Raw genomic sequence first — 24,097 nt, 5'->3', positions numbered from 1 at the left:
ACTGACGGTTGCCGTCACCGATGCTGTTGAGAAGAGGAAGCGCGTAGACCGTGTTCCGCCCGGGTTTACTACCTCAATCCCAAATGTCCCGGCCGTACTTCCCAGATCGATCACCATGGTGAAGCTGTTGGCTGTCACGTTCTGGATCTGCGTCCCGCTCAAGGTCCCCACCTTTGTGCCACCATTGAACACATCCACGGTCAGCCCGGCCTGGAAGTTGCTGCCATTCACCCCTATATTCCGATTCCCTATCACAACCGGAGGCGTAGATGGACTGATCGAACTTACCGCAGGCGTATTTGCTGGAGCTGTAGTCGAGAATATAAATCTTGACTGACGGTTGCCGTCACCGATGCTGTTGAGAAGAGGAAGCGCGTAGACCGTGTTCCGCCCGGGTTTACTACCTCAATCCCAAATGTCCCGGCCGTACTTCCCAGATCGATCACCATGGTGAAGCTGTTGGCTGTCACGAACGGCAACCAGGGTATTTTTACGGTGAATACGGCCGGACAGCCCATTGCAGGCAACATCAGTTTTGAGCGTACCTGGGCCAACTTCCTGCTGGGCCGCGCTTCCAATTTCCGCCAAGATTCGGTAGACCTGACGGCGGTGATCCAGACCAACCAGTTTGAGTTCTTTGCCCAGGACGACTTCAAGCTCAGGCCCAACCGGGCTGGTGGATGGCGCGCAAATCCGCGAGCTCTCACTAAACACACGCAACTATGAGCTGTGATGGAGTAACTTTTGTATTGCGACAATCTTTGCTCCATCATTTCGGCCCATCTCCGAACATGCCTACGCTCAATTAAAAAACTCACTGCCTCTCAAGCGAAAAGTACTGCACTCCGTGGGGACTCTTCATCTTCCTCGTTGTGGTTTTTGGTGTGTGGGGAATGTCGTAGTCAACCGCTCTGGTGTCGGGCTCAAATACGCAACAATTGTCACAAATATGCTCACGCGCATCGCGCACGACAGCGGGCCCAGGTGCGCAATTGTGACCTTCCTTTTTGCCTCCCCGGCAGAACATTAGTCGCAAATCGTCAACTTGATGCAGGGTGGTCATTGGTGATGACGCGCCGGCGCTTTTTGTTGCTGGTTGTTGGTGGTTTGGCTGCCAGCGGCAAGAACCTGAAGGCATTTCATTTCACAACCTCTTCAACCTTGTAAGTATGCCCACCATGCTGCGCTCCTTGCCCCGACGCGGCGGTCGGCTGTAGAGGCCCTTTTTAGCATCGGTTCAACTCCCTAATTTAAACGGTGATCAGCTGCTTCATCTGTAGTTGGATCTCCGCATTCTGGTCCGTGTGGACTTTGGGACCGCACATCATTTGCTGCCGGGCGCTGGTCATCCGTAACAACGCTCGGCGCTTTTGCTGCTGTCCGTTGTTTGTTTGGTTGTCATTTGAGGGTTACATCTGTCGACGCGTAAGGAAGCGGAACTTGAACAAAGTTATTCCAAATGAAAGGAGCACTCATGTCTCTTGGCCTATCTGAACTGTCTGACCACACAGGTAGTAACCGGACCAAAACCAGAGGAGCCATTCACTTTCACAAACTCTTCAACCTGGCCTCTTTGGGGCTTAGGGATTCCGGCTTGTATGTAGACCGGATCATCCGTGAGTTTCTCAAGATTGGAGAAGCAGTCGCAGCTCGCTGGATCCAAATGCCCCGTGGCATCCTCCTTCTGCAGGTAGTCCCAGGTCGCTTGGATTCGGGCGCAATTTATCTCTATGATCGGGCCACCCAGATTTTCTACCTGCTTGGCTTTGATGGTCCCGAAGACAATTTAACCCCGGACGAGTTTGACCGGCTCTTCGAGGAATATCAGCTCTTGCGGTATGCCGCTGACCCAAGCTTAGCCCAAGTTCGCAATGTGGCAACGCCCACGCGGACCTGCCGGTCGATGATAACGCCCAGGCTCACTCTGGCCGATTTCTGCCACCTTCTGGGTGGTCGTGGTCTGTTTCGTTGTGCCGGCGGCGCACTCAAGCAGCTTGATTTCCCATGGGCGGGCTCTGCTTGACTGTCTTTGTAGTTCATCGGCCGAAAATTTGACCGAGTTTCAGAACCGGGTTAAGAACGATCCTGGCGAGGTGATTTTGTGAATGTGAAACTCATAGCCAGCCAGGATGCGGTCGCCTCCTATCGGACGCTGTTTGTCAACCGGCTGGCCTATACACTCCAATCCCCCAAACCGAATCCTAAGACCGGGCGTCACTACTACTTTCGACCAAAAGACAACGAGGCCCCGGTTCCTCTTTCTAACGATGTCATCAAGTGCCATCTCGAAGGCCTGGTGACGATTGGCCTTTATGCCATTAACCCGGCCACCCAACGATGCAAGTGGTTGGCCATTGACGCTGACTATGGGGATGCTCTGGACGATCTCCTGAAGCTGCAATGGGAACTGCGGCAAGACGGAGTTGAAGCTGCCTTCGAAAAATCTCGCCGGGGCGGGCACCTCTGGATCTTCGCCTCCCAGCCACTTCTGGCGCGGCAGTGCCGGCTGTACATCTCTGCCGTAGCCAGGCGGCTCAAAGTCCCGCTCAAGACGGCAGGTTCGGGTGATGGCATCGAGGTCTTCCCAAAACAAGATGAGCTTCCTGCAAGCGAGTTTGGCAATGCACTCAGGGGGCCCCTTGGCATTCATCGTGCGACGGGTAAGCGATACTTTTTCTACGGAGCAGACTACACGCTCGACGCGCAGCTTGCATACTTACAACGTCTGAAACGTCTCACCGAAGACGAACTCGCGCACTTCGTGGCCGGGCTTCCAGTCGAAGAACCGCCTCCTGTTCCCAAGCAGGTGAACCGTTCCTATGTGCCCGATGGCAATTCCACGCATCGCGAGTTTCGCATTTTGGAACACGTCACGGTGAGGCGCAAAGCTGGGCGCAACTACTGGGCCCGCTGTCCTTCCTGCGCACGGCAGAATTGTGATCGGGCAGGAGATAATCTAGCGATCTCCATTGCCGATCCCCGGAAATACAAGTGCTGGGCAGGCTGCGACCGCGAACAAATTCGCGCAGCTCTTGGCTGTCCGATCAGGCACGGCTCAGGCAGGGGCGCAGATGGGGGCAAGTATGCCGGTTGATGCGCCAAATCGCGCTGAGGATCCCCTTCCCTTGCGCCGCCGCATGCCCGATGAGCGGCGAGCACTCACCCATCACTTCTCGGTTGGCGGCCAGGATGGATATGTCATCGTCGGATTTTACCCGGACGGACAGCCTGGAGAGTTGTTCATCAGGATGGCCAAGGAAGGATCGACCGTTTCGGGCCTGATGGATGCGTTCGCAACGTCAGTGTCCTTGGCTCTTCAGTATGGCGTCCCGCTTCCCGTGCTTATCGGGAAATTTAGCCACATGCGGTTTGAGCCTAGCGGCTGGTCCGGCAATCCGGAGATTGGATTTGCCACATCCCTGGTCGATTACATCTTCCGTTGGCTGTCTCTCCTCTTTCTGGACCATAAGTCATCAGGCTCAGCAGTGTTGCGTTCGGCTGAACTCAGTCAGCAGGTGAATGCAATTCCACAAGCGGCAGATGGGCCAGTTTGCCAGAACTGTGGTGGGCTGATGACTAGGAGCGGTTCCTGCCATACCTGCATGACCTGCGGCAGCACGAGTGGCTGTGGATAGCAAAAAGGAGTCTCTATGTCATCGTCATGGCAAGCCGCACCGAGCGGAACAGTCCTGCACTGTCCCGCCTGCTTGCGCGAGCGCGGGACCATCATCTACTACGAACAACGTCAGAAGTATTGTGCCGTCTGTCAATTGGAGTCGCTTGAAGTTCTCAACCTCGGCGATCCAGCTACGAAATTGCCAACGGTTGCCGAGGTCCTGGCGGACCCCGCCGCGTCACATTGGCTCAAGCAGGCTCTCTCGTCGGCCCTGACGCGCGATCCCGTAGATGCAGCGAACGATGCCGAAGTCCTGGCGCGTCTGCTGGAAAGCAATTTGACCGACGTTCTATTCGCCTCGCGTTGAGTTTAATCCGCGTAGCCAATGCAACCAGGAGGCGTCAATATGACTATTCCAAACGGGCATGCAAATGAGCCATTACGCAATGCAGCCGAACCACCCTGGCGATCAACCGGCTCAACCGAGCAGTTTACCGCGAGCCAGATAAAGGAGATTGTTGCGGCTCTCGAAATACCGTTTGATCCTACCGTCATCGAGTGGAGGGTGATCAACACTGCCAAGGATGGCAATCCGCCTCGCGGTCAAGTCATTCCCTATGCTGACCAGAGAGCATACACCGACCGGCTGAATGCTCTATTCACGCCGGCAGGATGGACCAGACGTTATCAGGTCCACACCAGCGCAAATTTTGAGCGCGGCAGCGACAAGAAGGTTGTCGCGAAAGTGGTGGTTTCGTGCGAACTGACGATCTTTGGCTTGGGTACGCACTCAGCCACAGGCGAAGAGTGGTCCGACGACCCCAATGCAGCCACCAGTGCGGAAGCGCAATCCTTCAAGAGAGCCGCGGCGTGCTTTGGCCTGGGGCGGTACCTCTATCACTTTACGGGCCAATGGGTCGATCTGGATGCAAGGAAACGCCCCAAGAAGACACCCATACTGTTTGGCTGGGCGACACCGGAAGGCTGGCGTGACGGCTTGCGTCCTGGAAGTCAATCTGAGCGCCCACAAACCGGCACGGCATCGAAAAGCAACCATTCTTGCAGCTCGAATGGCCTTCCAAGTTCTGACAGCCAACTGGTGCATGAAATCGAACGCATGCAGTCTAAATTGGGCATACACATGTACAGAGGGCTACTGCGCTTAGCCAAAGCCTGGAAACCGAGCCAGATCAGGAATGTTGCGGAACAGCGAAAGACATTAGAGCGGATGCAGGCGGCAGAACGCGGATTTCAGCGCCTGAAGGAGGCGATGGAGAATCTGAGCCAGAACATCGTGACCGGAATTCTGAACTCCCTCAAAATTCGTTCTATCGACCGCATTTCTGATCTCCAGACTCTCCATGCGCTTGTCCTCAAGATGGAAGCAGCAGTTAAGTCTCCGACGTGGTAGTCGATTCCCTTGCCTGTCTTGCCACACAAACATCACAAATGCCTGAGCGCGTCCTAGTGGTTGTGGTCAATGAACGGGCCGACCCCGAGATGGTCATCAAACCAAACATAAATCCGTTTCTGTAAGAAACGAATTGGCTTGAGATCTCGAGGCGCGTTAAAAGTGTTGGCGGAACACTTCGTTCGTGCTCTTCTCGTTCCTCTGTGCCACCACGCTCTCCACACGACTTCGTACCCTTTCATTGGTGCGGAACAAGGCCAGCGCCGCAACCACGTCCTCTGCCATAGCCGGGCTACACTCCGTAAGCGATGCCAGGAGGAATTCAATTGCTGTGTCTGACCGAATCATAGCTATCGCCAGCAGCGCAATCTTTCGCAGTGGACCGCCTATCGTCCTTTCCTGTCTGGCTTTCAGCAAATCCAAAGCATCGGGCAGCCTCGATGATCCCAAGGCCAGCAGGGCCGCTTCGGCAACGGCTATATCTTCGGAATCGATAAAGCCGGCAATCAGTGGCAGGGATCTCTCCGGCGCGGTTGACAATAATCCTGAAAAACATTCGGCCAGGACATCGGGTTCCCTCTCGCCGGTAAGAATCTTCAGTTTGAGCAAGAGGGGCGCCCGCCGAACCGCCGTTCACAGCCAAGGCGCGAACCGCGCCAGCTCTTGCCTCTGGCCACTGGTCAACCAGCAGGGAAACAATTTCATCGAGCGCGGATGGATGCCGTGTTCGGGCCAGGGCCAGAGCGCTGATCCCGCGGAGTTTGGCTGCCGCATCCACGAGCGGACCAAACGAACCCTCCATCTGTACGTGGTGTATGCCAAGCAGATAGACTTCCGGCTCGGCATGATCCAGTTCATACAGTGCGCCCACGATCTCGGTTGTCGCCGCACAGCCTCTGTCCAGTTTGGATGGGTTCACCATGAGCCGATGAAACGCCCGCACCAGTTCAGGAACTAGCTCGGTTGCGCGCACGTAGCAAGCGATTTTTGCCGCCTTGGCCACCACAAGGTTGGACCGATTTTCAAGAAAATCCTTGAGTTCCGTGGCAATAGAGAACTCTCCCGTTTCATTTTTGAGAGCGGTAAGCCGGTCAAGCGCTTTTTCGATTGGATCAGGCTTTTTCAAAGCAGTCTATTTGCACGACACTTGGAGTCATTTCTCTGTGTAAGCAATTATTGACGCATTCAGGACCTCGTGCAATTGTCATGGCTAATGATCACAGGCCAAGACAAATAGACCAGAAACTGCCCGTTAACACGTCAAGCAGATTTGCCATCCCATTGCGATCTTAATGATTCCCGGATGAATCGCTCGTAGCGACCTCCGGCATGATTTTTGGACATGATCGTCGATCTCCTCAATGGTGAGGAGACACGATGGGGTGCCCTGAACAGGCCGCCGATTCCAGATCGGAAGCTGCCAAGCCCATCACAGTGTGAAGCCGCCAATTTGGCCTTTATCATCCGGCTGCGTGCTTTCGTGGACGGCTTCATTCAGACTGGAATTGACAGCAACGGCGTCGAGACACCGTCGAGCCGCAGAGTTCGCGCGTCCGTGGGTGAGTCTCCCATCATGACCGTATCGACAGACGAAACGCCTGTTGTGATTTTTGACGAGATTTATGAGTCGTGGCGTCGAAATCAGCCACGACCACTGTTGAACGGTGACGGTACGTTGGCGGTAGGCGTGGGCCAGCCCCGCTGGGAGAACCAGTCCCCGGAGTTGTATGCACGCGACATGGCAACGTACTACTTCCAAGAGCTTCTCGAATCACCTTTTTGGAGCTTCATCGGCACGTGCACAAATCCAATTTGCAAACGATACTTCCTTCGCAAACGCCAAAGGAAGACGGCAATCAAACGCGGTAGCTATTGCGGTAATTGCAAACTCATCGGCGGAGCAGAAAGGACTCGGATAAGCCGCGAACGAGCAAAGCGAGAGATGCTTCACGTGGCGGCGCAAGCATGGCAGGAGTGGGGCATCCGCGGGCGTCGGGCGGACCGTGCAGCTTGGGTTGCGAATAGGATCAATAAAGTCTTTGGCAAGACCCGGTTCATCCATCCTAAGTGGGTCAATCAAAATCGCGAAGCGATTGAGAGATTCTTTGACCAAGAACAATAATCATGCTGAAGTGATTCAAGAAGCTTCTGTTTCGGCGAAACGTGCTCCCCAAAACGATTTTCCAGACTACCTCAGGATTACTACTGAGAAACGGGCAAGCGTGGAGGAATCCCTCTCTATCGGAGTCATGGTCCGCAACCGCCCGAGAAACGGGCTTCCAAGAAATGGCTAGATGGATCGGTATTACCAACGCTGTTCGTACTGGAATCAGCCGGACCCGTTCGGGATAATGGGTCACCCAGAACGGGCCCACCTTTGATTATGCCGGCAATTGTGCGGTGTCCTAAACCAATCGGGATTCGGTCAAACAGTACTTATGAATTGCTGAAATTCAAAATTAGGTAAGGGTAATAGCGCCGAATCACGCAATCGACTGCATCTTTAAATGTTACGTTCTTTCCCTTTACATCAAAACCAGTCTGAAATATCAATCAAATTTATGGTCAGAGAAGCGGTAACCGATATACAATTTCGGCTTTTCCGGCCCTCTAAATTCATGATCTTCGCTGGTCGTCGAGGTGCTGTGATTTTGCTGTAAGTGCATCTGGACTAGCTTGGGAATGTGGAATGTCCACGACTCCGAGTCCCGCCTCCCACTCCGAGAGCCGTCCCAAAAGGCTCTTCCGTGAGCTTTTGCCTCACGCTCTCTGGCGCGTGATCGAGGTGATTGGCGCCAGCATGATTGCCTGGGGGTACGCTCTCTATGCGAAGTTCATCAACGGGAACGTCACCAAGCTGGCAACCGCGTTGATTTTTTTCGCCGCGCTGGCCGTTCTCGTCGTCGTAGCCAACCGGTTTTTCGACGGCATCAGGGACTCGTTCGCCTACAGGTTCGGCCATAAGTTCCCTCCAGCGGAAGTGGCCATCCGCTATTTGAAGGTTTTTCGCGATCGGAAAAGATCTCCAGGATGGGACAATTACCTTGAATCCGAAGCCATCGTAGAGAAAGAAAAGTTTTCCATCGCGGACGTCAATTTCGATCTCGCTTCTCTGCCGGCGGATGAAAGCATCGCGCTGGAGAATGTTGGCCGGGTAAGAACGGTGACTGTGCCACGATTTGTCCGTCGCCTGCTCTCCTCGAGCCGGCTTGGAGCGGGCAGGCGCCGGAACCGCGATAATAGCCCGCGGGTTTTCGTTTTCCTGGGAAGACCGGCTTCCGGCAAATCCAGCCTGATGGTCCAGATCGCGCGCTGGACAGCGGTGCAAGCTTCCTCCAGTGGACAGTATCCCGTGCCGGTCTATATCAACCTTACACATTTCGGCAAGCAGTTCTCCGCGGATCTAGAAGGACTGAGCCGTCTGGTCAGGATGAGCATCCGGCAGGGCTGTCCTCGCTATCTTTCTTTTCTGGCGGAACAGGCGGGCACCCCGTTGGACGATACGCTGGCGCGCACCTTTACCGCTCCTGGCTTCTCCAGCCCTCTGCTTTACATCCTTGACGGCCTGGACGAAGTCCCTCCCGAACAACAACGGACGGAGCAGCACAAGGAGAGAATCCAGGCCATTGCCGCCTTTATCGAGGCGCGGCCGCGCCATTTGTTTCTGGTGACCTGCCGCCAAGAAGATTATGTGGCGCTCCGCAGCTACAAGAATAGCTTCGGCATCTCAATAAAGGCCATCCAGCCATGGTCCAGGAAGCTCTTTTACTCCTATGTCGCGGCGCGGCTATCCATGTCGCACCAGAACCGTCGGCTCGTAAAAAGTTTCATCGCCAAGGCCAATGACGACGAGACCTTCGGCCCTTTGCGCAACACGCCTTTGCTGGCTGTGATGTTCCTTGCCTGGCCGCTGTCCAAGAAAGCTCCTACGCTGAGCCAGCTTTGGGAACAATTTATCCGTATTCGCCTGCGTGACAAGGTTGAAGATGATGCTGCTTACGACCGCTGCATTGACTGGCTTACCCGGCTTGGCATGTACCGGACCGTGGAGCCGGAGAATTCGATTCTACCTTCCGATTCAGCCAGCTTCGAAGCTGCGCGCCTCGCCGGCCTCCTGGCAGACACTGTGGGCCCGGCAGGCGACCTGGAGTTCGCCATCAAGCCATTGCAACAGTATTTCGCCGCGCGCTACATCCTGCAGGATATCTCGCACGATCACACGGATTTCTTTCCCCTGGCCCATCAGAGATACCAGTACGCCGCCCGCCTGCTCATCGCCATGGCCAAGGAAGACAGGTTCGTGCTGGACTATCTTGCCGGCTATTTGAACTCCAGCCCTGACGTCCATGAAGCGGCAAAGAGATTTGCGACCTGCATGCAATCGCTCACCGTGACCCAGTTGAAGGCGTCCCCTTTGCTTGAAGATGCGTTGATCTCGGTTGTGGATCGCGTGCTTACGGGCGAGGATAACGGGGACATGCTTCGCTTGATCGACGGCATCAAGTCGCTTCCGGACCTGCTCTCGCGCGGCCGTGAGCGGGCTGTCCTGCTTCTTGGGGCTCTGGTCAGCCTCGGTTCGCTTCCGGTTCAAAGACGGCTTTTACAGCTTTTCCTCCGCGCCCCAAGAGTGCTCCTGTTCAATCCAGTTCCATTTCTGGTCTTGTCGGCCTGGCTTCTCAACCGCGGCCTTTTCACGCTGCAGTTATGCGAAGGGTTTCGCGTTTTTCCAGCCTCCAGCAATGCGGTCAGGACGTTCTGGCGTGTCCTGAGCAGGTCAATCCTGGCCCTGCGCCCGCTTGCCATCGGGCTTTATCTCTACGCCGCGTACCTGCTCAGCATCTGGGTGGGCAACCAGATTGCGGTGCACTCGGCGTCTTGGTTCGGCGCACGGTGGTCTTTCTTTCCGCACCTTGTCGTGGTTCCTCATGATGCGGCCGACATCGCGATTCGCACTCTCTTGTTCGCCTTCACCGCCTTAGTGCCATGGGTCATGGTGAAGCGCTTCTCATACGCGGGATTCAGCTATCTTGGGCTTCCCTCCCGCATCCTGGCCATGGTTGTAGTGCCGGTTTTTTTGCGATGCCTGATCCTGCTCCCGATCCTAGGCCTCCTCGCCGTCCGCATCATGCCTTCGGGACTCGAGTTCGCCTTTACTCTTGTCCTTGCAGCCATGCCGCTCTTAATGCTTCTGGCCGGCGCCTGGTCGGGCAATTGGCGAGGAAGAAGAATGCCCCACGGTTCCGGGGGAGGCGGTGACATCGGCACGGCTCCTCTTCCTACTCCTATTCCTATTCCTGAACCGCCCGGCCCGGCCCCGACAGAGCAAACTCGTTCACCGCTCGTAGCCTGGTATTCACGGTTCCTCGTCTTGTTGAATTCGGCCCAGCCCGCCATCTCCAGCCCGCGCCGCCGGTGGGCACTCGGCCTGATGGCCATGGTGTCCGTCGGCATGGTGTCCCTGCTCCACGTCCACCGGCTGGGCTGGATCGGAATTTTCGAGATCTCAGGAACAGTCATTGCTCTTTACGGCGGCTATTACACCTTTAAGCGGTACCGCGACTTAAGCCAGGAACTGGAAAATTTAAGAGGCAAGCTGGCCCTACAAGCGCGCCATAACTATGAGAGGACACTGGCCGGTCTCTGTGCCAAGCTTGAGGATGCAAAGACGCCGCGCTATAACAAGAAAAGATATGTACAGTTCATGGCCTCAGATCTGGTGTGGGACCGCCACCTAGTTGAATATATGAGGAATTTTCTTGCCTCCAGAAAGCTGTCCGGGGAGGTAAAGAGTGATTTGGAAATCCTCATCAACACCAAGATTCCCGAGGTTGAGATGCACGAGAATCCCGGCCTAACCGAGGAGCAGATCAGACGGCTTCTTGGCGGAGAGAGGTGGCATGATGCACATGGATAGCTACTTCGTAATCGCATACGTTGGCTATGCGACGCTCGGCTTTCCCCTTGGCTATCCCACCTACAGGATCAGGGCGCGGCGGAAAGGACCGCCCGCCTCCTTGCTCCGGGCATCAGGAAATGTGTTGAGCGACATTGCCTGGTTCATGGCCGAGCTCCTGGCCGGCTCCGCGCTAGGCGAGTGGATATGGAGAAAAGTCTTCTACTCTCCGGTCGAGTCATGGAAGGTGTTTTGGGCAATGTGCAGTTATCTTCTCGTGATCGCGACTGTTATGACTTTGATAGAGGCTGGCCGCGGGCGGATGACCGGAGTGACACGGCGTTCCTTCTGGCGCTTGGTTCTGGTCGCATGCCTGAGTTTCGCGAGCCAGGGCCTGATGACCCGCTTCGTGGTTTCGGTTTATTATCTCGATGACATAGGTTTAGCACGACGTCACAAGCTGGACAATGTCAGGATCGGGTCCTCCGTCGGGCCTAGCGTCGGGCTCACTTCCAACCTGGGGTACTACATCTTGCGCCCGGCGCGAGGAGCAGTGGTGACAGCAGTTGCCGAAGGAGCAGCCCGGTTGCCGGCGCAATGGCAGACCACGGTTCCGGAGCGTTTTCATTATCGCGGAGGCGCGTCAGGAACGGAGGATTATCTCGGCCGTGTGATCGCTATGCCGGGAGAGACCGTGGTCATCAGCCGCGGGATGATCACGATCAATGGCATTCCGCTCCTGGAGCCCTATGTGGAGAATTATGTCGCCGAGCCCGGTCAAACCTCTCTCCGCCTGGGACGCGAGGATTATCTGCTGGGCGAAGACGTGAGAAAAGACTGGACTGGGATAGGAAATGCGTTTTATGTGGTACATGAGAGTCAAGTCCGTTGTCGACAGTTCCTCCTGCTGTGGCCGCTCCGGGATTTTGGGCTCGTGCAGCCGCCCTTGTACAACATTCCCAATCCCCCTGTCTGGAATGTTCACGTCAGTGAAAAATGGCTGAGCCGGTTTGCCGCCATGTAAGCTTTTCTCTCCCGAGATTGCGGGTCGCAATATCTCTTGCCGTCGAGGGACTGGATGCCATTTTTCCCTTCCGAAACCCTCTGGCTCTGGTTCCGCGCCAGGTGCTCTATGGTCACATGACGGGCATCGCCGTTGACTAGAATGCTTCCGCCGAGCACGGAGAAAGGCGTGATCTCCGCTCTATCACAGATTAAAGAGGAGATCACGAGCTAATTCGGCAGTTGCGCCAGAAAGCCTCCCATCTTTGCGGTCGCTTTGAACTGTGGCACCGGGTCGAGCTTTTTGAACGCGCTGGTAAACGCGTTCGAGAGGCTCCACATCGTCCTGGCCGCGAATTCCGGGTACTGCGGTTCGAAATACAACCGGTGGACTTCTGGGAGCAGCGTTCTGGGTGCTTCCAGCTTGCCGTCAATGAATGCGGAATAGAAGATCAGCCTCGCCGTATCATCGGTGATCTGCGTCTTCCTCCACAATTCAACCTGGCGTTGCAGCGGCTCGAAATTCCTCTGAATCCGGTCCACGCCAACCGAGAGCGTATCAATGAGATTGAAGCTCTTGGTGTGCTTGGCCAGCACTGGCGTGAATACACCAGACACGGCCATTTCAGAAATCGCTCGCGGATAGCGCATGACGAAAAGTTCTCGCATTGCCCTTCTCGCATCGGGGCGGGAGCAACGGTCACTGTCATGTAACAATCATGTAACGATAAGCTATTCTTGCGGAGCTTAGAGTGTCTTGCAGTACCACCTGCGCTCTCTAAGTTGTTGTAAAGCCCGTTAAGGACGGGTTCTTTCACAGAGGTGACGGGTCAAATCCCATCGGGCTGCAACGTTGGAGAAATTTGATTTAGCAACTGACGTAAAGTCCCTACCGCGTCCCCGCCAACCGGGGGCTCTCTCTGGTGGTCCGCTTGCCTCGGCGTCGCCGATCTGAAAGCCACACCCTTCAAACCGAAGCGTGTGCAACGCGTGTGCAATTAGTGTCCAGATACCGCCAAATAATACCTTTTGCGCAATTCGTGTCCAGTTAAGTCCTTTGTTTACCGTGTCAACGTGGGTTCGACCCCCACTACCCACCCCAATTTCTTCTTTTTGAATCAGTGAGTTAGTGAAAATCTTACCGTCCCCTACCGTCCAATTGCGAAAAAACCTACAAAATACGAACCGTTCAGCGTAAAACCATTCGCACGACTTTGCTGTTGGCTTCACGCATGGGGGCCAGCAATCCATTGCCATATTCGTTGAACGTGGTCCGAATATCAGCATGGCGCATCAGGTCCTTGATCACGGCTACCGGCGCATTGGTCGTCCCTAGCCATGATCGATAAGAGTGTCTGAGGATCTTGGTTGGCTCGCCTCGCAGCAAGTGCGCTATGCCCGCTCTCTGTGCCGCAGTAAAAACCTTCTTTGAACTGCGGTCTGGAAATAGGGCTTCTCTCCAGCGCTGAAGGGCGAAGCGAAAAATCCAATCTTCGTTCTCTGAAAATTCAGACTTGTGCCTCCAGTCGAGCAGGGCCTGCATCAAGGATGGATCAAGCGGGGCCGGGGCTTGTGAGTATTCTGTCTTTGTCTCATCCACCCTGCCCAGGACAATCTCCCGGCGAACATAGATCGTCAACGCTTTCCAGTCGATGTCCATCCACTTCAGGCAAGCACCTCAGAAAATCGCAGCCCCAGGCAAATCGAGGTAACCACCATGAGTCGTACGTAGTTTTCCTGGATATGGTCAATAAGCAGCTCTAGTTGTTCGGGAGAAAGGACGTTCGGCCGCGAACTCCTGCGCGTCCCTCCTTTGATCTTGACCAGCTCCATCGGGTTCCGTGCGATCGGGAGATATCCCCAAAACATCGCACGGTCAAACAGGATCTGCATAAGGGCCCTGATGTGGCTCTTTGTTTTGCCGGAAAGTGGTTGCCCGTTGTCTTTCCGGGTTTTGGCATTCAGCCTGCAATACCACCGTAGTACTCTGAAACTGGATCCGACTCATCGGTATGATAGGGTTCAGGTGTCGCAGACAAGCCCAACCTGACTCTGGCCTGGACCGGCAACAAATTTACCATCGAACGGTGGTGATGGCGCTCGTCCCCAATGAGCATTGGGCTTTCCGATGATATGCGGGATAATAGTTTTTGAAATGCATCTGATTGCAGGGTTCTGTTGACAACAATAAAACAGGCGAAATCAAGACTTCGGGATTCAAAATTTTGTAGAGTCTCAACTGCATCTTCATACCAAGTGTTTATGCCCGCGTAACAAGGTACTGCCCGAATGTTAAATGAAGAAGCTTCCCGTACCCATCAGCAAGGTTTTGATACGGGACGGCAATGACAACAAACATTCGCTTGCTGGCCTCGAATAGCTTACTTATCCTATAAGCTCCCTCTGCTCGGAAGCCATTTCCCGGAAGTTGCAGATCATTGTGGCTATCTCGGCCAGCGGATCGATGCACAAAGGCGCCTGCCGCGGGCCGGAGAACCTTTGCCGCTCCTTTGCCAGCATGTGAATTTCAGTGCATCCGACTATATAGGAATCAACGGCATATTTTTCCAGGAGAGCATCGAGCGGCTCAATTTGCCGGACAGCATCTTTGCTGGTTTTTATTTTGTAGATCAGCTCATGGATCCGGTGTTGATCTTCCTGATCGGGAAGTACAATCCGGTCACGGGTCTGCTCCCAGAGCCGGTGGTTCTGGAAAATCCGGGTATGCCGCGTTCCTTCAGTGCACACCAGCAGGTATTTGCGATTACTGAGCAGAACGTGTTCCATGGCCACATCCACAAGCGAAATAATTTTTTCCTGCAAAGCGGGGGCCAGCCGCTCAATTAAAGGATGGATCGTTACGCAACAGATAATGATTTTGGTCGTTCCGAAGCAGGCAAGCTGGTCCACTCTTTCGGTCAGCCGCTCCAGCAACACGTGCTCTGTCCCGGCCAAAAAGCTCTCGCTTCTGTCGGGCATGGTTGGATCTGACAGCAAGACCACAATGGGTCGCTCCTGCTCCGGCCGAGAGGAACATTCTTCGTAAATTGTATTCACGAACTCTGACGAAGCCAACGGCCCCATACCACCAAGAATGCCCCATACTGGCCGGCAGTTCTTTTGTTCTATACCATGAGATTTCATCTTTACAGCACCGGAGAGATAGGATTTTTTTAATGAGCGGTCATGACCACAAGGATTTTGCGAGCTCCCGTAAACGGCATTCTCCCGTGGGCTAATAGCATGTTGTCCACCATGAGCAGGTCTCCTTTCCGCCAATCGAACCTGACCAGAAGCCGCTGCGTGGTTTCGCGGATGCATTGCAGATACTCGATCGGAATCGGCGAGCCATCGCCGAATGTGGCGTTCTCCGGCATCTCGTCTTCATAGCCTTCGTACAGAGCCATCAAAGATTCATATGTCGCCTGCGGCAGGCTGGAAGGATGAAACTGATCCGCCTGGTTAAACCAGACTTCGTCTCCAGTAACGGGATGGATTGCGGTAGCAGACCGAATGCTGATGAGCCGGAGCGATCCATCCGGATTCCAGCAAGCTTGCATATCTGAGTTCCTGATGAACCGGTCTACATTCTTACGATCCGTAGTTTCGAACGTCTCCTGCCAGGATTTGCCTGTTCCCTTTCCGGCATGGAGGTTGCGCACATACCTGACTTTTCTCTTCCGGAATTCGCTCACAATCTCTGCCGGCAGCGCCTGCAGCAGCGCACGGCTGCTCACCAGTGGGGTCTGGCCGCCGTCCTGGGGCTGCACGATACAGCAGAAAAACAGGCGTGCCGGCCAGCGGACCGAATACGAAAGCTCATTGTGCAGGGGAATGAAAAGGTCGGACGGATATTCGGTGGATGTGTACACCCCTCCTCCCAGCTTGGTGCGCGGGGAGTCGCCATCGACATAATCCAGCAACTCTTCCTTAAGTCGGCTGATCGCGGACTGGAACACTTCCTGGCTCGAGATGGAGAATCCGCGAAACAGCAGCGCCCCATGTTTCAGCAATGCGCGGTCAATCCAGCCGCGATTCTTATTCCACAGTTCCAGAAACGCGTGTTCGCCGGACAAGCACGCATCCTGGCCTGTGTCTGTTTGGCGTTCAAGCAGGAGGGGGAAATTTCCGGATTGGTCCATGACCTCTACTGCAAGATCATTCATGCCAAGAGCCTGCAATTCTGCTGCATACATGGTGAAACTGTCCTTTCAGAACGAAATATTTGTTTTTCGCTGTGCTTGAGGCCAGACGCATGAAGGCATGGTCCGGGAACGCACTGCTGGATCAGACGTTAGTTGCCGGCTGTGGGTCGGCATCAGCCTCAAAGGCCTTGCCGGTAGAGCCGTTAAAAGTGAGGGGTAATCGCTTTAAGCCGCGTAATCCCAGGTTCTCCCGCCATTCGAGCTGAACAGGATCGACCTTGGGACCGGGCAGGCGCCGCAGCAGGGTGGAAAATGCAATCTTGCCTTCTATACGCGCCAGAGCGGCTCCGAAACAAAAATGCGCGGCCCATCCGAAGGCCAGATGGCGATTATCTGTGCGCGTGATATCGAACCGGTCAGGATCAGGAAAGGCTTCCGGGTCGCGATTGGCAGCGCCCATCACCGCAATAACAGCCTGGCCGGCCCGCACTGTTATTTTCCCAATCGGCATATCGGTGAGGGCTTTGCGGGCCGTGTGCTGGCTGGGGCTTTCATAGCGCAGGCATTCTTCGACGGCGGAGCCCATCAGGCCTGGATTCGCCAGTAGTTTATGCATCTGGTCCGGATACCGTAGAAGCGTGAGCAAACCATTTCCAATAAGATTCGTGGTGGTCTCCTGGCCGCCAACCATGGTAAGAATTGAGTTCGCGATCACCTCTTCCTCGCTGAAGCGGTCTCCGTCCACCTCGGCGATAGCCAGCGAGTGGACCAACCCCTCGTTGCAACCCTGCTCCATCTTCCGCAGATGAGCCTTAAAATATTTCACCAGTTCCTGGACGCTTCGGCGCACCCTGGAGGCGCGATCGGGATTGTGCTGGAAATTTCCCAGCATCTCGGCAAAATCCGCCGACCACTCGGTAAGTTGCCTGCTGTCGGCTACCGGCACTCCCAGCATCTCCGCGGTAACAATTGCGGGAAGAGGAACGGCAAAATCCTTCATGATCTCAACGCGACCGGCAGGCGCGAATTTGTCGATCAGATCGTCGGTGATCTCCTGAATACGTGCGCTGAGCGATGCCACTCTTGCCGGCCTGAAGGCATAGGCGGCAAGCCGGCGCAGCCGAGTATGCTGAGGCGCATCCATGAAAAGCATTTGCCGCACCATGATCTCGGCAATCGGTCCTAGTTCCGAAAGACCCAGCGCCGCCAACTGCTCGGGAGCCGGCGTGCGCAATGCGGAGAACTTCGTCAAGACTGCCATTACATTTGTGTAACCAGTAACAACCCAGGCGCTCAAAAAAGGGTCCCAATGGACCGGCGATTCCTCACGCAAACGCCGGTAAAGCGGGTAAGGGTTGGCCAGAACTTCCGGGTCCAGCAAGTGATAAAGACTGAGCGGCTGAGCCGCCCCGTTCCGGGAAGCGCTCGTAATGCTCCTCATATCAACTCCGTTCGATTATTTTGTTGTGATCGCCAGACATGGCGCTGGGAAACCTTTATGACAGAGAGTCCGCAAAGGACGCGCTCAGGCCGCTCTCTTCCGTTGCTGCCGACCATTGCAGGCCTGCAATAGGCGAGTCCGGATGCGCGCAGACCTGCTGCATCAGTTCTTCAAGGCTCTGCAACAACCGGGCAATGGAAGCGGGAGTGAACAGAGCGCTCCTGTACAGCGCCTCCCCTTTCACCCCGTGAGCGGCCTCTTGAAAGTAAAGGATCAGATCCTGCTTGGCTGCCCGTGCCTGCATGGGAAGCAGTTCGGCTGTAAGCGGCGCGTCTTTCATTGCAAGCGCCGCAGAGTGCTGATGCACCAGCATGGCCTGAAACAGCGGCGTACGGTCAATCTCGCGTTGCGGCTGCAGATGTTCCACAAGCGCTTCGAAAGGTAAATCCTGATGCGCCTGCGCTTCAATGGTTATGCGGCGTACATTGGCCAGATTCTCGCGAAAGCTGCGGTCCAGCTTCAACGGAGTCCGCAGCACCAGTGTATTCACGAAACAACCGATCAGATGCTCCAGTTCATTCTCGCTGCGGTTCGATATCGCAATGCCCACGGTGACGTCGTTCTCTCCCGTGTAACGGCTGAAGACAATCTGCCAGCAAGCCAGGAAAGCCATAAACATGGTTGCGCTTTCCTTCTGCGCCAGACGTTTCAATTTTTGCGCGAGTTCTTCTGCGATTGACAACGGCATGGAGCCCGCTCTCCAGTCTGGAACTACGGGTCTGGCTAAGTCCAGCGGCAGTGACGCCGGGGGCAGCTCCGCCAACTGCCTGCTCCAGTACCGGAGCTGCTCCTGCAGCACCCCGCTCTGCAGCCATTCACGCTGCCACAACGCGTAATCCGCGTACTGAATAGGTAATTCGGGGAGCGGCGATTTTTCTCCTTTTGTGTATGCCTGGTATAAAGACGAGAACTCGCGCGCCAGCAGGTTGATGGACCAGCCATCGCAAACGATATGGTGCAGGCAGCCCGCCAGTATATGCGCCTCTTCTTCAAGGTGTAACAACTTCAGCCGAAGCAGAGGCCCGGTCCGCAAATGAAAAGGTTCTTCCGTCTGAAACAGCAATTCCCTGCTGATCTCGCGAGCGCGCTCCTGCGGGTCCAGTCCTGCCAAGTCAAGTTGCGGGACCTCAACTTTCGTATATGGCATGATTCTTTGCAGGGGAGTCCCATCGCGGGAAACAAAGACTGTCCGCAGAATTTCATGTCGCCGGACAATCTCGTGAATGCTCAAAACAACGGCATTAACGTCCAATGGTCCCGTCAAACGGATGGCAAACGGCATGTTATACGCCGGATTGCCGGGCTCCATCTGGTCCACAAACCAGATCCTGTACTGCGCGTGAGACAAAGGTATTTCTTCCGCGTGTTCGGTTGCTGCAGGCGGTTTCAGGTTGACCCTTCGCGCGCTCCTGATCCGTCCACACAGGCCTCCTACGGTCGGCGACTCAAAAAGGTCCCGCAGTGGCATGTCCACTTCAAAGACCCGTCTTATACGCGAGATCATTTGCGTGGCTAGAAGCGAGTGGCCGCCCATCTCAAAGAAATCGTCATTCACGCCTACGCTTTCGCGCCCCAGCACCTCGGAAAAAATTCCGCATAAGATCTCTTCATCGATGCTCTCCGGTGGCTTCTCTCGTAGTGTTGTATGTTCCCGCTTCAGTTGCAGGAGGGCTTTGCGGTCCACCTTACCGTTTACAGTCAGGGGAAATGCATCGATAATCACAATGGAAGGCACCATGTATACGGGAAGATTTTCTTTCAGGCGCTCTTGCATCGCGCTGGTTTCTACGCGGGCTTCCTGGGCGATGGTTACATACGCCACCAGCCGCTTGTCGCCAGGCGTATCTTCTCTCACCACAGCCACGGCCTGTTGCACGCCGGGATATTTCACCAGCTCGGCCTCGATTTCCCCCACCTCGATTCGGAAGCCGCGCAATTTGACTTGGTGGTCCAGCCTTCCGATGAATTCCAGCTGCCCATCGTCGCGATAACGCGCCAGGTCACTCGTGCGATAAAGTCTTGCGCCGCTTTTCCCGCTGAACGAATCGGGCACAAACCGTTCCGCAGTAAGATCAGGACGATTTAAGTAACCCCTGGCCAGCCCGGCTCCGCCGATATACAGCTCTCCTTTGACATGAGGCGGCGACAGTTCTCCTTGCGGATCAACAATGTAGGTCTTCGCATTGGCGATTGGTCTTCCGATTGCTGCGGTAGAAACATCCGTTCGGGCATCGCAGAGCGACCACGTGGAATCTATAGTTGCTTCCGTGGGACCATATAGATTATAGAGTTGACACTGCGGCAACCTGCTCCGGAGTTGTAAAACCAGATCGGTCTGCAAATCTTCTCCGCCGCAGAACACTCGCCGCAACGATGTGCATTGTTCCAGTCCATCCGCTTCCAGCAGCATTCTCAGCTGCGACGGAACCAGTTGCAGCACAGTCACTTTATTTTCCCGGATACACTTCAGCAGGTATTCCCTGTCCTGCTGTCCGCCGGGCCGAAGCAGGACCAGACAGCTACCGGACATCAGGGGCGCATAGAACTCCCATACAGAGGCGTCAAAGCTGGAGGATGTCTTCTGCAGTACGCGGTCGCCGGACTCCAGAGGAAACTCTTTTTCCATCCAATTCATATGGTTGACGATTGCTTTGTGGCTGATGACCGCACCTTTGGGTACACCCGTCGAGCCGGAGGTATAGATCACATAGGCCGGATTTTCGGGAATGGGCCGCACGAGCGCCAACTTTTCTTTCTGTAGGCCGTTGCACATCTCCTGCACAATAAGCGGCTTGGGCGAAATGCCGTGCGCCTGGGCGGCCAGTTCACGTTGCGCGATCAGGGCTTTCGCTCTGCTATCGCGCAGCATGAATTTGACGCGCTCCTCCGGATACTGTGGATCGATGGGAACATAAGCCCCGCCCGCCTTCAGGACACCGAGCATCGCAATGACCATCTCCGGACATCTTTCCATCCAGATTGCAACCAGAGCTTCAGGGCCGATTCCTGCGCCGGCAAGATATTCAGCGAGCTGCCCAGCACGCTCATCCAATTCTCTGTATGTCAACTCTCTTCCTTCAAAAAGCAGGGCACAGGCGCCGGGACTTTTATGTGTCTGCGCCGAGACGAGTTCATGAAGAAGCACGGCATCGGTGCGGAAGACAGCAGCCGTGGCATTCAGGTCTTCCACCAGCCATTTACGCTGGGCCGGGCCGATGACGCTCAACTCCATCCATGGCGCCTTCGGGCCGGCAATCGCATGGCCAAGAAGGACAGACAGTCCTTCGCAGAGCGTCTTGATGTCTTTCTCCGCATACAACGCACGGTCCCAGAGAATGCGCAATTGGAAATCGTGGCTGCGCGCCGTGCAGCCAAGATGCAGGCCAACAAAGTCGGCAGCTGTGTGCAAATACTCTGTCGTGAACATCACCCGGCCGGCCATGCCGGAATTCATAACGTTTATATATTCAAAGGAAAATGGAAGGTAAGGCAGGCTGGCCCCGTTCCACAGCTCTTTTTCCAGCTGCTCCCAATTGAAAGACTCCTGCCATTCGATCGCCTGGGCAACCGCCTCCGCCGTTTTAACACAGGCGACCTCAAAAGAAATCGAATTCTCGAGCGGAACATGCACCGGCAAGTGCCGCATCAGCGGCCCGATGCAGTTACGCAGCAGCTCTGACGATCGACCGTCGCACGCAACTCCAATACAGGGAACCTCGTATCCGAATTTTTTCAGCAGAATTGCCCATGCTGCCAGCAGAAGTGCCTCTGCACGGCCCGGCTGCTGCGCGAACCGATGAAGAGCTTCCATTACAGGAGCAGACAGCGGCACGTCTTCGCTTTCCCAACGCACGCTGGCCGGCTTTGCAGAAGGAAGCTGAAGCTTCACATCAGCTATAGTTCGCATCCAGTACCGCCGACCGGCCAATGAATCCTCCGACTCGTCAAGCTGGTTCAGCCATTCGGAAACGTCAGCATATTGCAAGGGAGCCGGCAAAATCTGTCCGGCGCTGCTCTCCGGCTGGTCGTAAGCAATGCGCAACTCGTTGATGAGAACCAATAAACTCGCGGTATCCGCGCAGGTTGCCGGCGTCTGGATCAGAAGCCAGTGTCTGTGATCATTAACCCGCAGCAGTCTCGCCCGGAGCACGGCGTCCGGACTTTCCCGAAAGTCCCACGCCTCATCAGGCTCAGATTGATTCTGCCGAACCTTGCCGTCACAGAGCTCCAGGCAGAAGGAGCTTTCTATTTCTCCGATTGTCTGGACGGGAACAGAAATCCCCGGTAACTGCATGAGCCGAGTGCGCAGAGCCTCATGCCGGGAGACTACACAATGCAATCCGATTTTTAGCCTGGCTACGTCCAACGGCCCTTCCAGGCAAATTTTCATTCGCGAAAAACAGTCGCAGCCTTCAATCTGCAACAGCTTCCACAAACGATGTTGCACCGGCGAGATGGAATATCCTTCCAATGATTGATTCATATTTTTGTCCTGGAACTAGCAATCCGTGCGAGTGAAGGGATCGCCCATGGAAACCAGAATTTTCCGGGGGCCGCTGAAGGGGCTTCTGCCGTGCGCAACGCGCATGTTGTCCAGAAGCAGGATGTCACCGCGCTGCCAGGGAAATTTGACAGTTTCGGCTTCATAGGCTTCACGGAGATGCGTGACGACGGAATCGTCGATCGGCTCACCGTCTCCGTAGAAAACGTTGTATGGCAGTCCCTGCTCGGAATATTCCGCCAGCAGCACTTTTCGAATGCTCTCTTCCAGGCTGGAGGCATGCCAAAATGCAATGTGGTTGAACCACAATTCATCACCGGTCTGAGGATGCCGCAACAAGGCCGGACGAACCTGCCGGGTGCGAAGTTGCTCCGGCCCGATCCACTCCATCTCGATCCGGGCGCGCCGGCAATACTCTTCCAGTTCCTCGGGCGTGGACACATGAAAAGACTGGCGCCAGGGAAGTCCTAAATGCTCGCTGAAACTACGAACCAGCATGTAACCTTTGCTTTCAAAGCGCCGCCGGACGGATGGATCAATGCGCGCCAGAACGCCGCGAACATCTCCTATAGGGGTTTCCCCACGATCCTGGGGCGCCGCTATGCAACAAAAACATATCTTTGCCGGCCAGGTCATGACGTAGGAATTCTCGTTATGAAGAGCGATCGCATGTTCGGGCGGGAACTCCGTTGACGTGAAGACGCTGTTTCCAAGTACTTTGCGAGGTGTCGCTCCTTCCATGTATTCCATAAGTTGCATTCCCATTGCTTTTGTGAAGTTCTGCAGATCTTCCTGGCCCGTGACATCAAAACCACGAAAGAGAAGAGCTCCGTTCTGCCGAAGAAGGGTCTGGACGGTTTCAATGTTGTCCTGTACCCAGATGTCTACCTTGAGAGACCTGATGGATGTTTGAATTGTCAGCGGTATCTTTACATTTTGGTCCAATGGCGCGATGGTCACGCACTCTCTGCTGGATTGCACCCCGCGCCGTTTGGCCAAACCAAGATCAATATGCGAAGGACTCATTTTTACCTCGAAGTTTTCAATAGGGATTGGCGGATGCCTGAAATAATTTTGCCGATCCGTGGGAACTGGATCGATCCATTGCCCGCTATGCGAGAGAATTTTGTTTTCTGCGAGCGGATTGTAGCTTGTCGAAAATAGCCTGACGAGATTTCATCTGCCTGGCCGCGAAGTTCTCGTTCTTTAAACCATGCAGCTTTTCCGAAATAGCCTGCAGCCCAATGTCAGGCTGGGCAGACACATCTTCCAGAACCTGCTTCCATTGGGACGCCAGAAATTCAAGAACAGCCGGACTGAATAGACTCCTTCGGCCCTCAAAGCCGGCAGCGATGCCATTGTGGTCCTCAAAACAGGTCAGCAGCAAATCGAATTTCGAGGCCGCGGGAACAATATCCAGCAGCTCCATCTTCAGCCCTTCTACGCGTAGATCGAGTGCCGCGTTTTGCAATACCAGCTTGATTCTTACGAGTGGATCCTGCATGCTGCGCCCCGGCGCCAGTTCCTCGACAATTTTCTGGAAAGGAACGTCCTGATAGCTCAGGCTTTCAAAAAAGTGGATCCGAACGGCGCGCAGCAGCTCTTTGAAAGTTGTTTTGCCGCGTGAACTCATGCGCAGAGGAAGCTGGTTGGCCAGAAAACCCATCAGATGCTCCGTCTCGCGGTGATTCCGGTTCGCCACATCAGTGGCAATAACCATATCTTCCTGACCGGTATAGTGCGCCATAACCGTGAAGAATGCCGAGAAAAGCGTAATAAACAGGGTAGCGCCCTCGTGCCGCCCCAGCTGCTTCAGACGATCCGTGAGACCACGGTCGAGCCTGAACATATAATGCGCACTCCCCTTGGCCGCAGCTATGGACTGCGTTCCGTCGATGGGTAATTGCAGGGGCTCCAGTCCGGCCAACTGCCCTTTCCAGTAATGCACCTGCTCCCGCAGCAACTCTCCCTGCAACCACTCCCGCTGCCACAGCGCATAATCGGCATACTGCGCCACCGCTTCTTCCC

21 protein-coding genes are annotated in these 24,097 nt (G+C 55.1%); 10 read left to right on the top strand and 11 right to left on the bottom strand.

Annotated elements, in window-relative coordinates:
* Positions 1 to 231, bottom strand: a 231-nt coding sequence (locus LAO76_07105) for a hypothetical protein (protein MBZ5490683.1), incomplete at its 3' end; no start/stop codon positions are given.
* A gap of 216 nt (positions 232 to 447) precedes the next feature.
* On the opposite strand from LAO76_07105, the gene LAO76_07100 reads away from it, so the two are divergent.
* The 6 genes from LAO76_07100 to LAO76_07075 all read left to right on the top strand — a co-directional run bounded on the left by LAO76_07100 (position 448) and on the right by LAO76_07075 (position 5,027).
* The gene (locus tag LAO76_07100; protein ID MBZ5490682.1) at positions 448 to 726 is read left to right on the top strand and encodes a hypothetical protein; all 279 of its coding nucleotides are present in this window, start codon (positions 448 to 450) and stop codon (positions 724 to 726) included.
* Positions 727 to 1,474: 748 nt separating this feature from the next.
* Positions 1,475 to 2,023: a hypothetical protein gene (locus LAO76_07095; protein ID MBZ5490681.1), complete on the top strand. Its 549-nt coding sequence runs from the start codon at positions 1,475 to 1,477 to the stop codon at positions 2,021 to 2,023.
* A 78-nt stretch (positions 2,024 to 2,101) separates the two neighbouring features.
* Positions 2,102 to 3,094, top strand: coding sequence for a hypothetical protein (locus LAO76_07090; protein ID MBZ5490680.1), 993 nt, complete (start codon positions 2,102 to 2,104; stop codon positions 3,092 to 3,094).
* The gene (locus LAO76_07085) at positions 3,084 to 3,635 is read left to right on the top strand and encodes a hypothetical protein (protein MBZ5490679.1); all 552 of its coding nucleotides are present in this window, start codon (positions 3,084 to 3,086) and stop codon (positions 3,633 to 3,635) included. Before LAO76_07090 ends, LAO76_07085 begins: the two co-directional genes overlap by 11 nt.
* Before the next feature lie 15 nt (positions 3,636 to 3,650).
* Entirely contained in the window at positions 3,651 to 3,983 is a 333-nt protein-coding gene (locus LAO76_07080) for a hypothetical protein (GenBank protein MBZ5490678.1), read from the top strand.
* Positions 3,984 to 4,022: 39 nt separating this feature from the next.
* The gene (locus LAO76_07075) at positions 4,023 to 5,027 is read left to right on the top strand and encodes a hypothetical protein (protein MBZ5490677.1); all 1,005 of its coding nucleotides are present in this window, start codon (positions 4,023 to 4,025) and stop codon (positions 5,025 to 5,027) included.
* Positions 5,028 to 5,183: 156 nt separating this feature from the next.
* Here LAO76_07075 and LAO76_07070 read toward each other — a convergent pair whose 3' ends face one another.
* On the bottom strand, positions 5,184 to 5,636 hold the full coding sequence (locus LAO76_07070) for a HEAT repeat domain-containing protein (protein MBZ5490676.1): 453 nt from the start codon (positions 5,634 to 5,636) through the stop codon (positions 5,184 to 5,186).
* On the opposite strand from LAO76_07070, the gene LAO76_07065 reads away from it, so the two are divergent.
* The 4 genes from LAO76_07065 to LAO76_07050 all read left to right on the top strand — a co-directional run bounded on the left by LAO76_07065 (position 5,629) and on the right by LAO76_07050 (position 11,944).
* Positions 5,629 to 5,985: a hypothetical protein gene (locus LAO76_07065; GenBank protein MBZ5490675.1), complete on the top strand. Its 357-nt coding sequence runs from the start codon at positions 5,629 to 5,631 to the stop codon at positions 5,983 to 5,985. The genes LAO76_07070 and LAO76_07065 overlap by 8 nt on opposite strands.
* Before the next feature lie 492 nt (positions 5,986 to 6,477).
* Positions 6,478 to 7,149: a hypothetical protein gene (locus LAO76_07060; protein MBZ5490674.1), complete on the top strand. Its 672-nt coding sequence runs from the start codon at positions 6,478 to 6,480 to the stop codon at positions 7,147 to 7,149.
* Positions 7,150 to 7,716: 567 nt separating this feature from the next.
* Positions 7,717 to 10,941 carry a hypothetical protein gene (locus LAO76_07055; protein MBZ5490673.1) on the top strand — a complete coding sequence of 1,075 codons (3,225 nt, stop codon included), beginning with the start codon at positions 7,717 to 7,719 and terminating at the stop codon, positions 10,939 to 10,941.
* On the top strand, positions 10,925 to 11,944 hold the full coding sequence (locus tag LAO76_07050) for a S26 family signal peptidase (GenBank protein MBZ5490672.1): 1,020 nt from the start codon (positions 10,925 to 10,927) through the stop codon (positions 11,942 to 11,944). Before LAO76_07055 ends, LAO76_07050 begins: the two co-directional genes overlap by 17 nt.
* A gap of 209 nt (positions 11,945 to 12,153) precedes the next feature.
* Here LAO76_07050 and LAO76_07045 read toward each other — a convergent pair whose 3' ends face one another.
* From LAO76_07045 to LAO76_07005, 9 genes are all read right to left on the bottom strand, one after another.
* Positions 12,154 to 12,591: a hypothetical protein gene (locus LAO76_07045; protein MBZ5490671.1), complete on the bottom strand. Its 438-nt coding sequence runs from the start codon at positions 12,589 to 12,591 to the stop codon at positions 12,154 to 12,156.
* A gap of 520 nt (positions 12,592 to 13,111) precedes the next feature.
* Positions 13,112 to 13,582 (bottom strand): tyrosine-type recombinase/integrase, encoded by a 471-nt coding sequence (locus LAO76_07040; protein ID MBZ5490670.1) that lies wholly within the window; start codon positions 13,580 to 13,582, stop codon positions 13,112 to 13,114.
* Positions 13,583 to 13,587: 5 nt separating this feature from the next.
* Positions 13,588 to 13,815, bottom strand: a complete 228-nt coding sequence (locus LAO76_07035; GenBank protein ID MBZ5490669.1) for a hypothetical protein — start codon at positions 13,813 to 13,815, stop codon at positions 13,588 to 13,590.
* Between the two features lie 492 nt (positions 13,816 to 14,307).
* Complete coding sequence (locus tag LAO76_07030) at positions 14,308 to 15,066, bottom strand: amino acid racemase (protein MBZ5490668.1); 759 nt, start codon at positions 15,064 to 15,066, stop codon at positions 14,308 to 14,310.
* Positions 15,067 to 15,095: 29 nt separating this feature from the next.
* The gene (locus LAO76_07025; GenBank protein MBZ5490667.1) at positions 15,096 to 16,118 is read right to left on the bottom strand and encodes a TauD/TfdA family dioxygenase; all 1,023 of its coding nucleotides are present in this window, start codon (positions 16,116 to 16,118) and stop codon (positions 15,096 to 15,098) included.
* A gap of 91 nt (positions 16,119 to 16,209) precedes the next feature.
* Complete coding sequence (locus tag LAO76_07020; protein MBZ5490666.1) at positions 16,210 to 17,508, bottom strand: cytochrome P450; 1,299 nt, start codon at positions 17,506 to 17,508, stop codon at positions 16,210 to 16,212.
* A 55-nt stretch (positions 17,509 to 17,563) separates the two neighbouring features.
* Positions 17,564 to 22,051, bottom strand: a complete 4,488-nt coding sequence (locus LAO76_07015) for an amino acid adenylation domain-containing protein (protein ID MBZ5490665.1) — start codon at positions 22,049 to 22,051, stop codon at positions 17,564 to 17,566.
* A 15-nt stretch (positions 22,052 to 22,066) separates the two neighbouring features.
* Complete coding sequence (locus LAO76_07010) at positions 22,067 to 23,095, bottom strand: TauD/TfdA family dioxygenase (protein ID MBZ5490664.1); 1,029 nt, start codon at positions 23,093 to 23,095, stop codon at positions 22,067 to 22,069.
* Between the two features lie 85 nt (positions 23,096 to 23,180).
* Positions 23,181 to 24,097, bottom strand: a 917-nt coding sequence (locus LAO76_07005) for a non-ribosomal peptide synthetase (protein ID MBZ5490663.1), incomplete at its 5' end; no start/stop codon positions are given.

It is taken from the genome of Terriglobia bacterium (assembly GCA_020072645.1).
Taxonomy (GTDB): domain Bacteria; phylum Acidobacteriota; class Terriglobia; order Terriglobales; family Acidobacteriaceae; genus Angelobacter.
The sequence above is the reverse complement of the archived record's forward strand: the minus strand, read 5'-3'. Positions and strand labels throughout refer to the sequence as shown.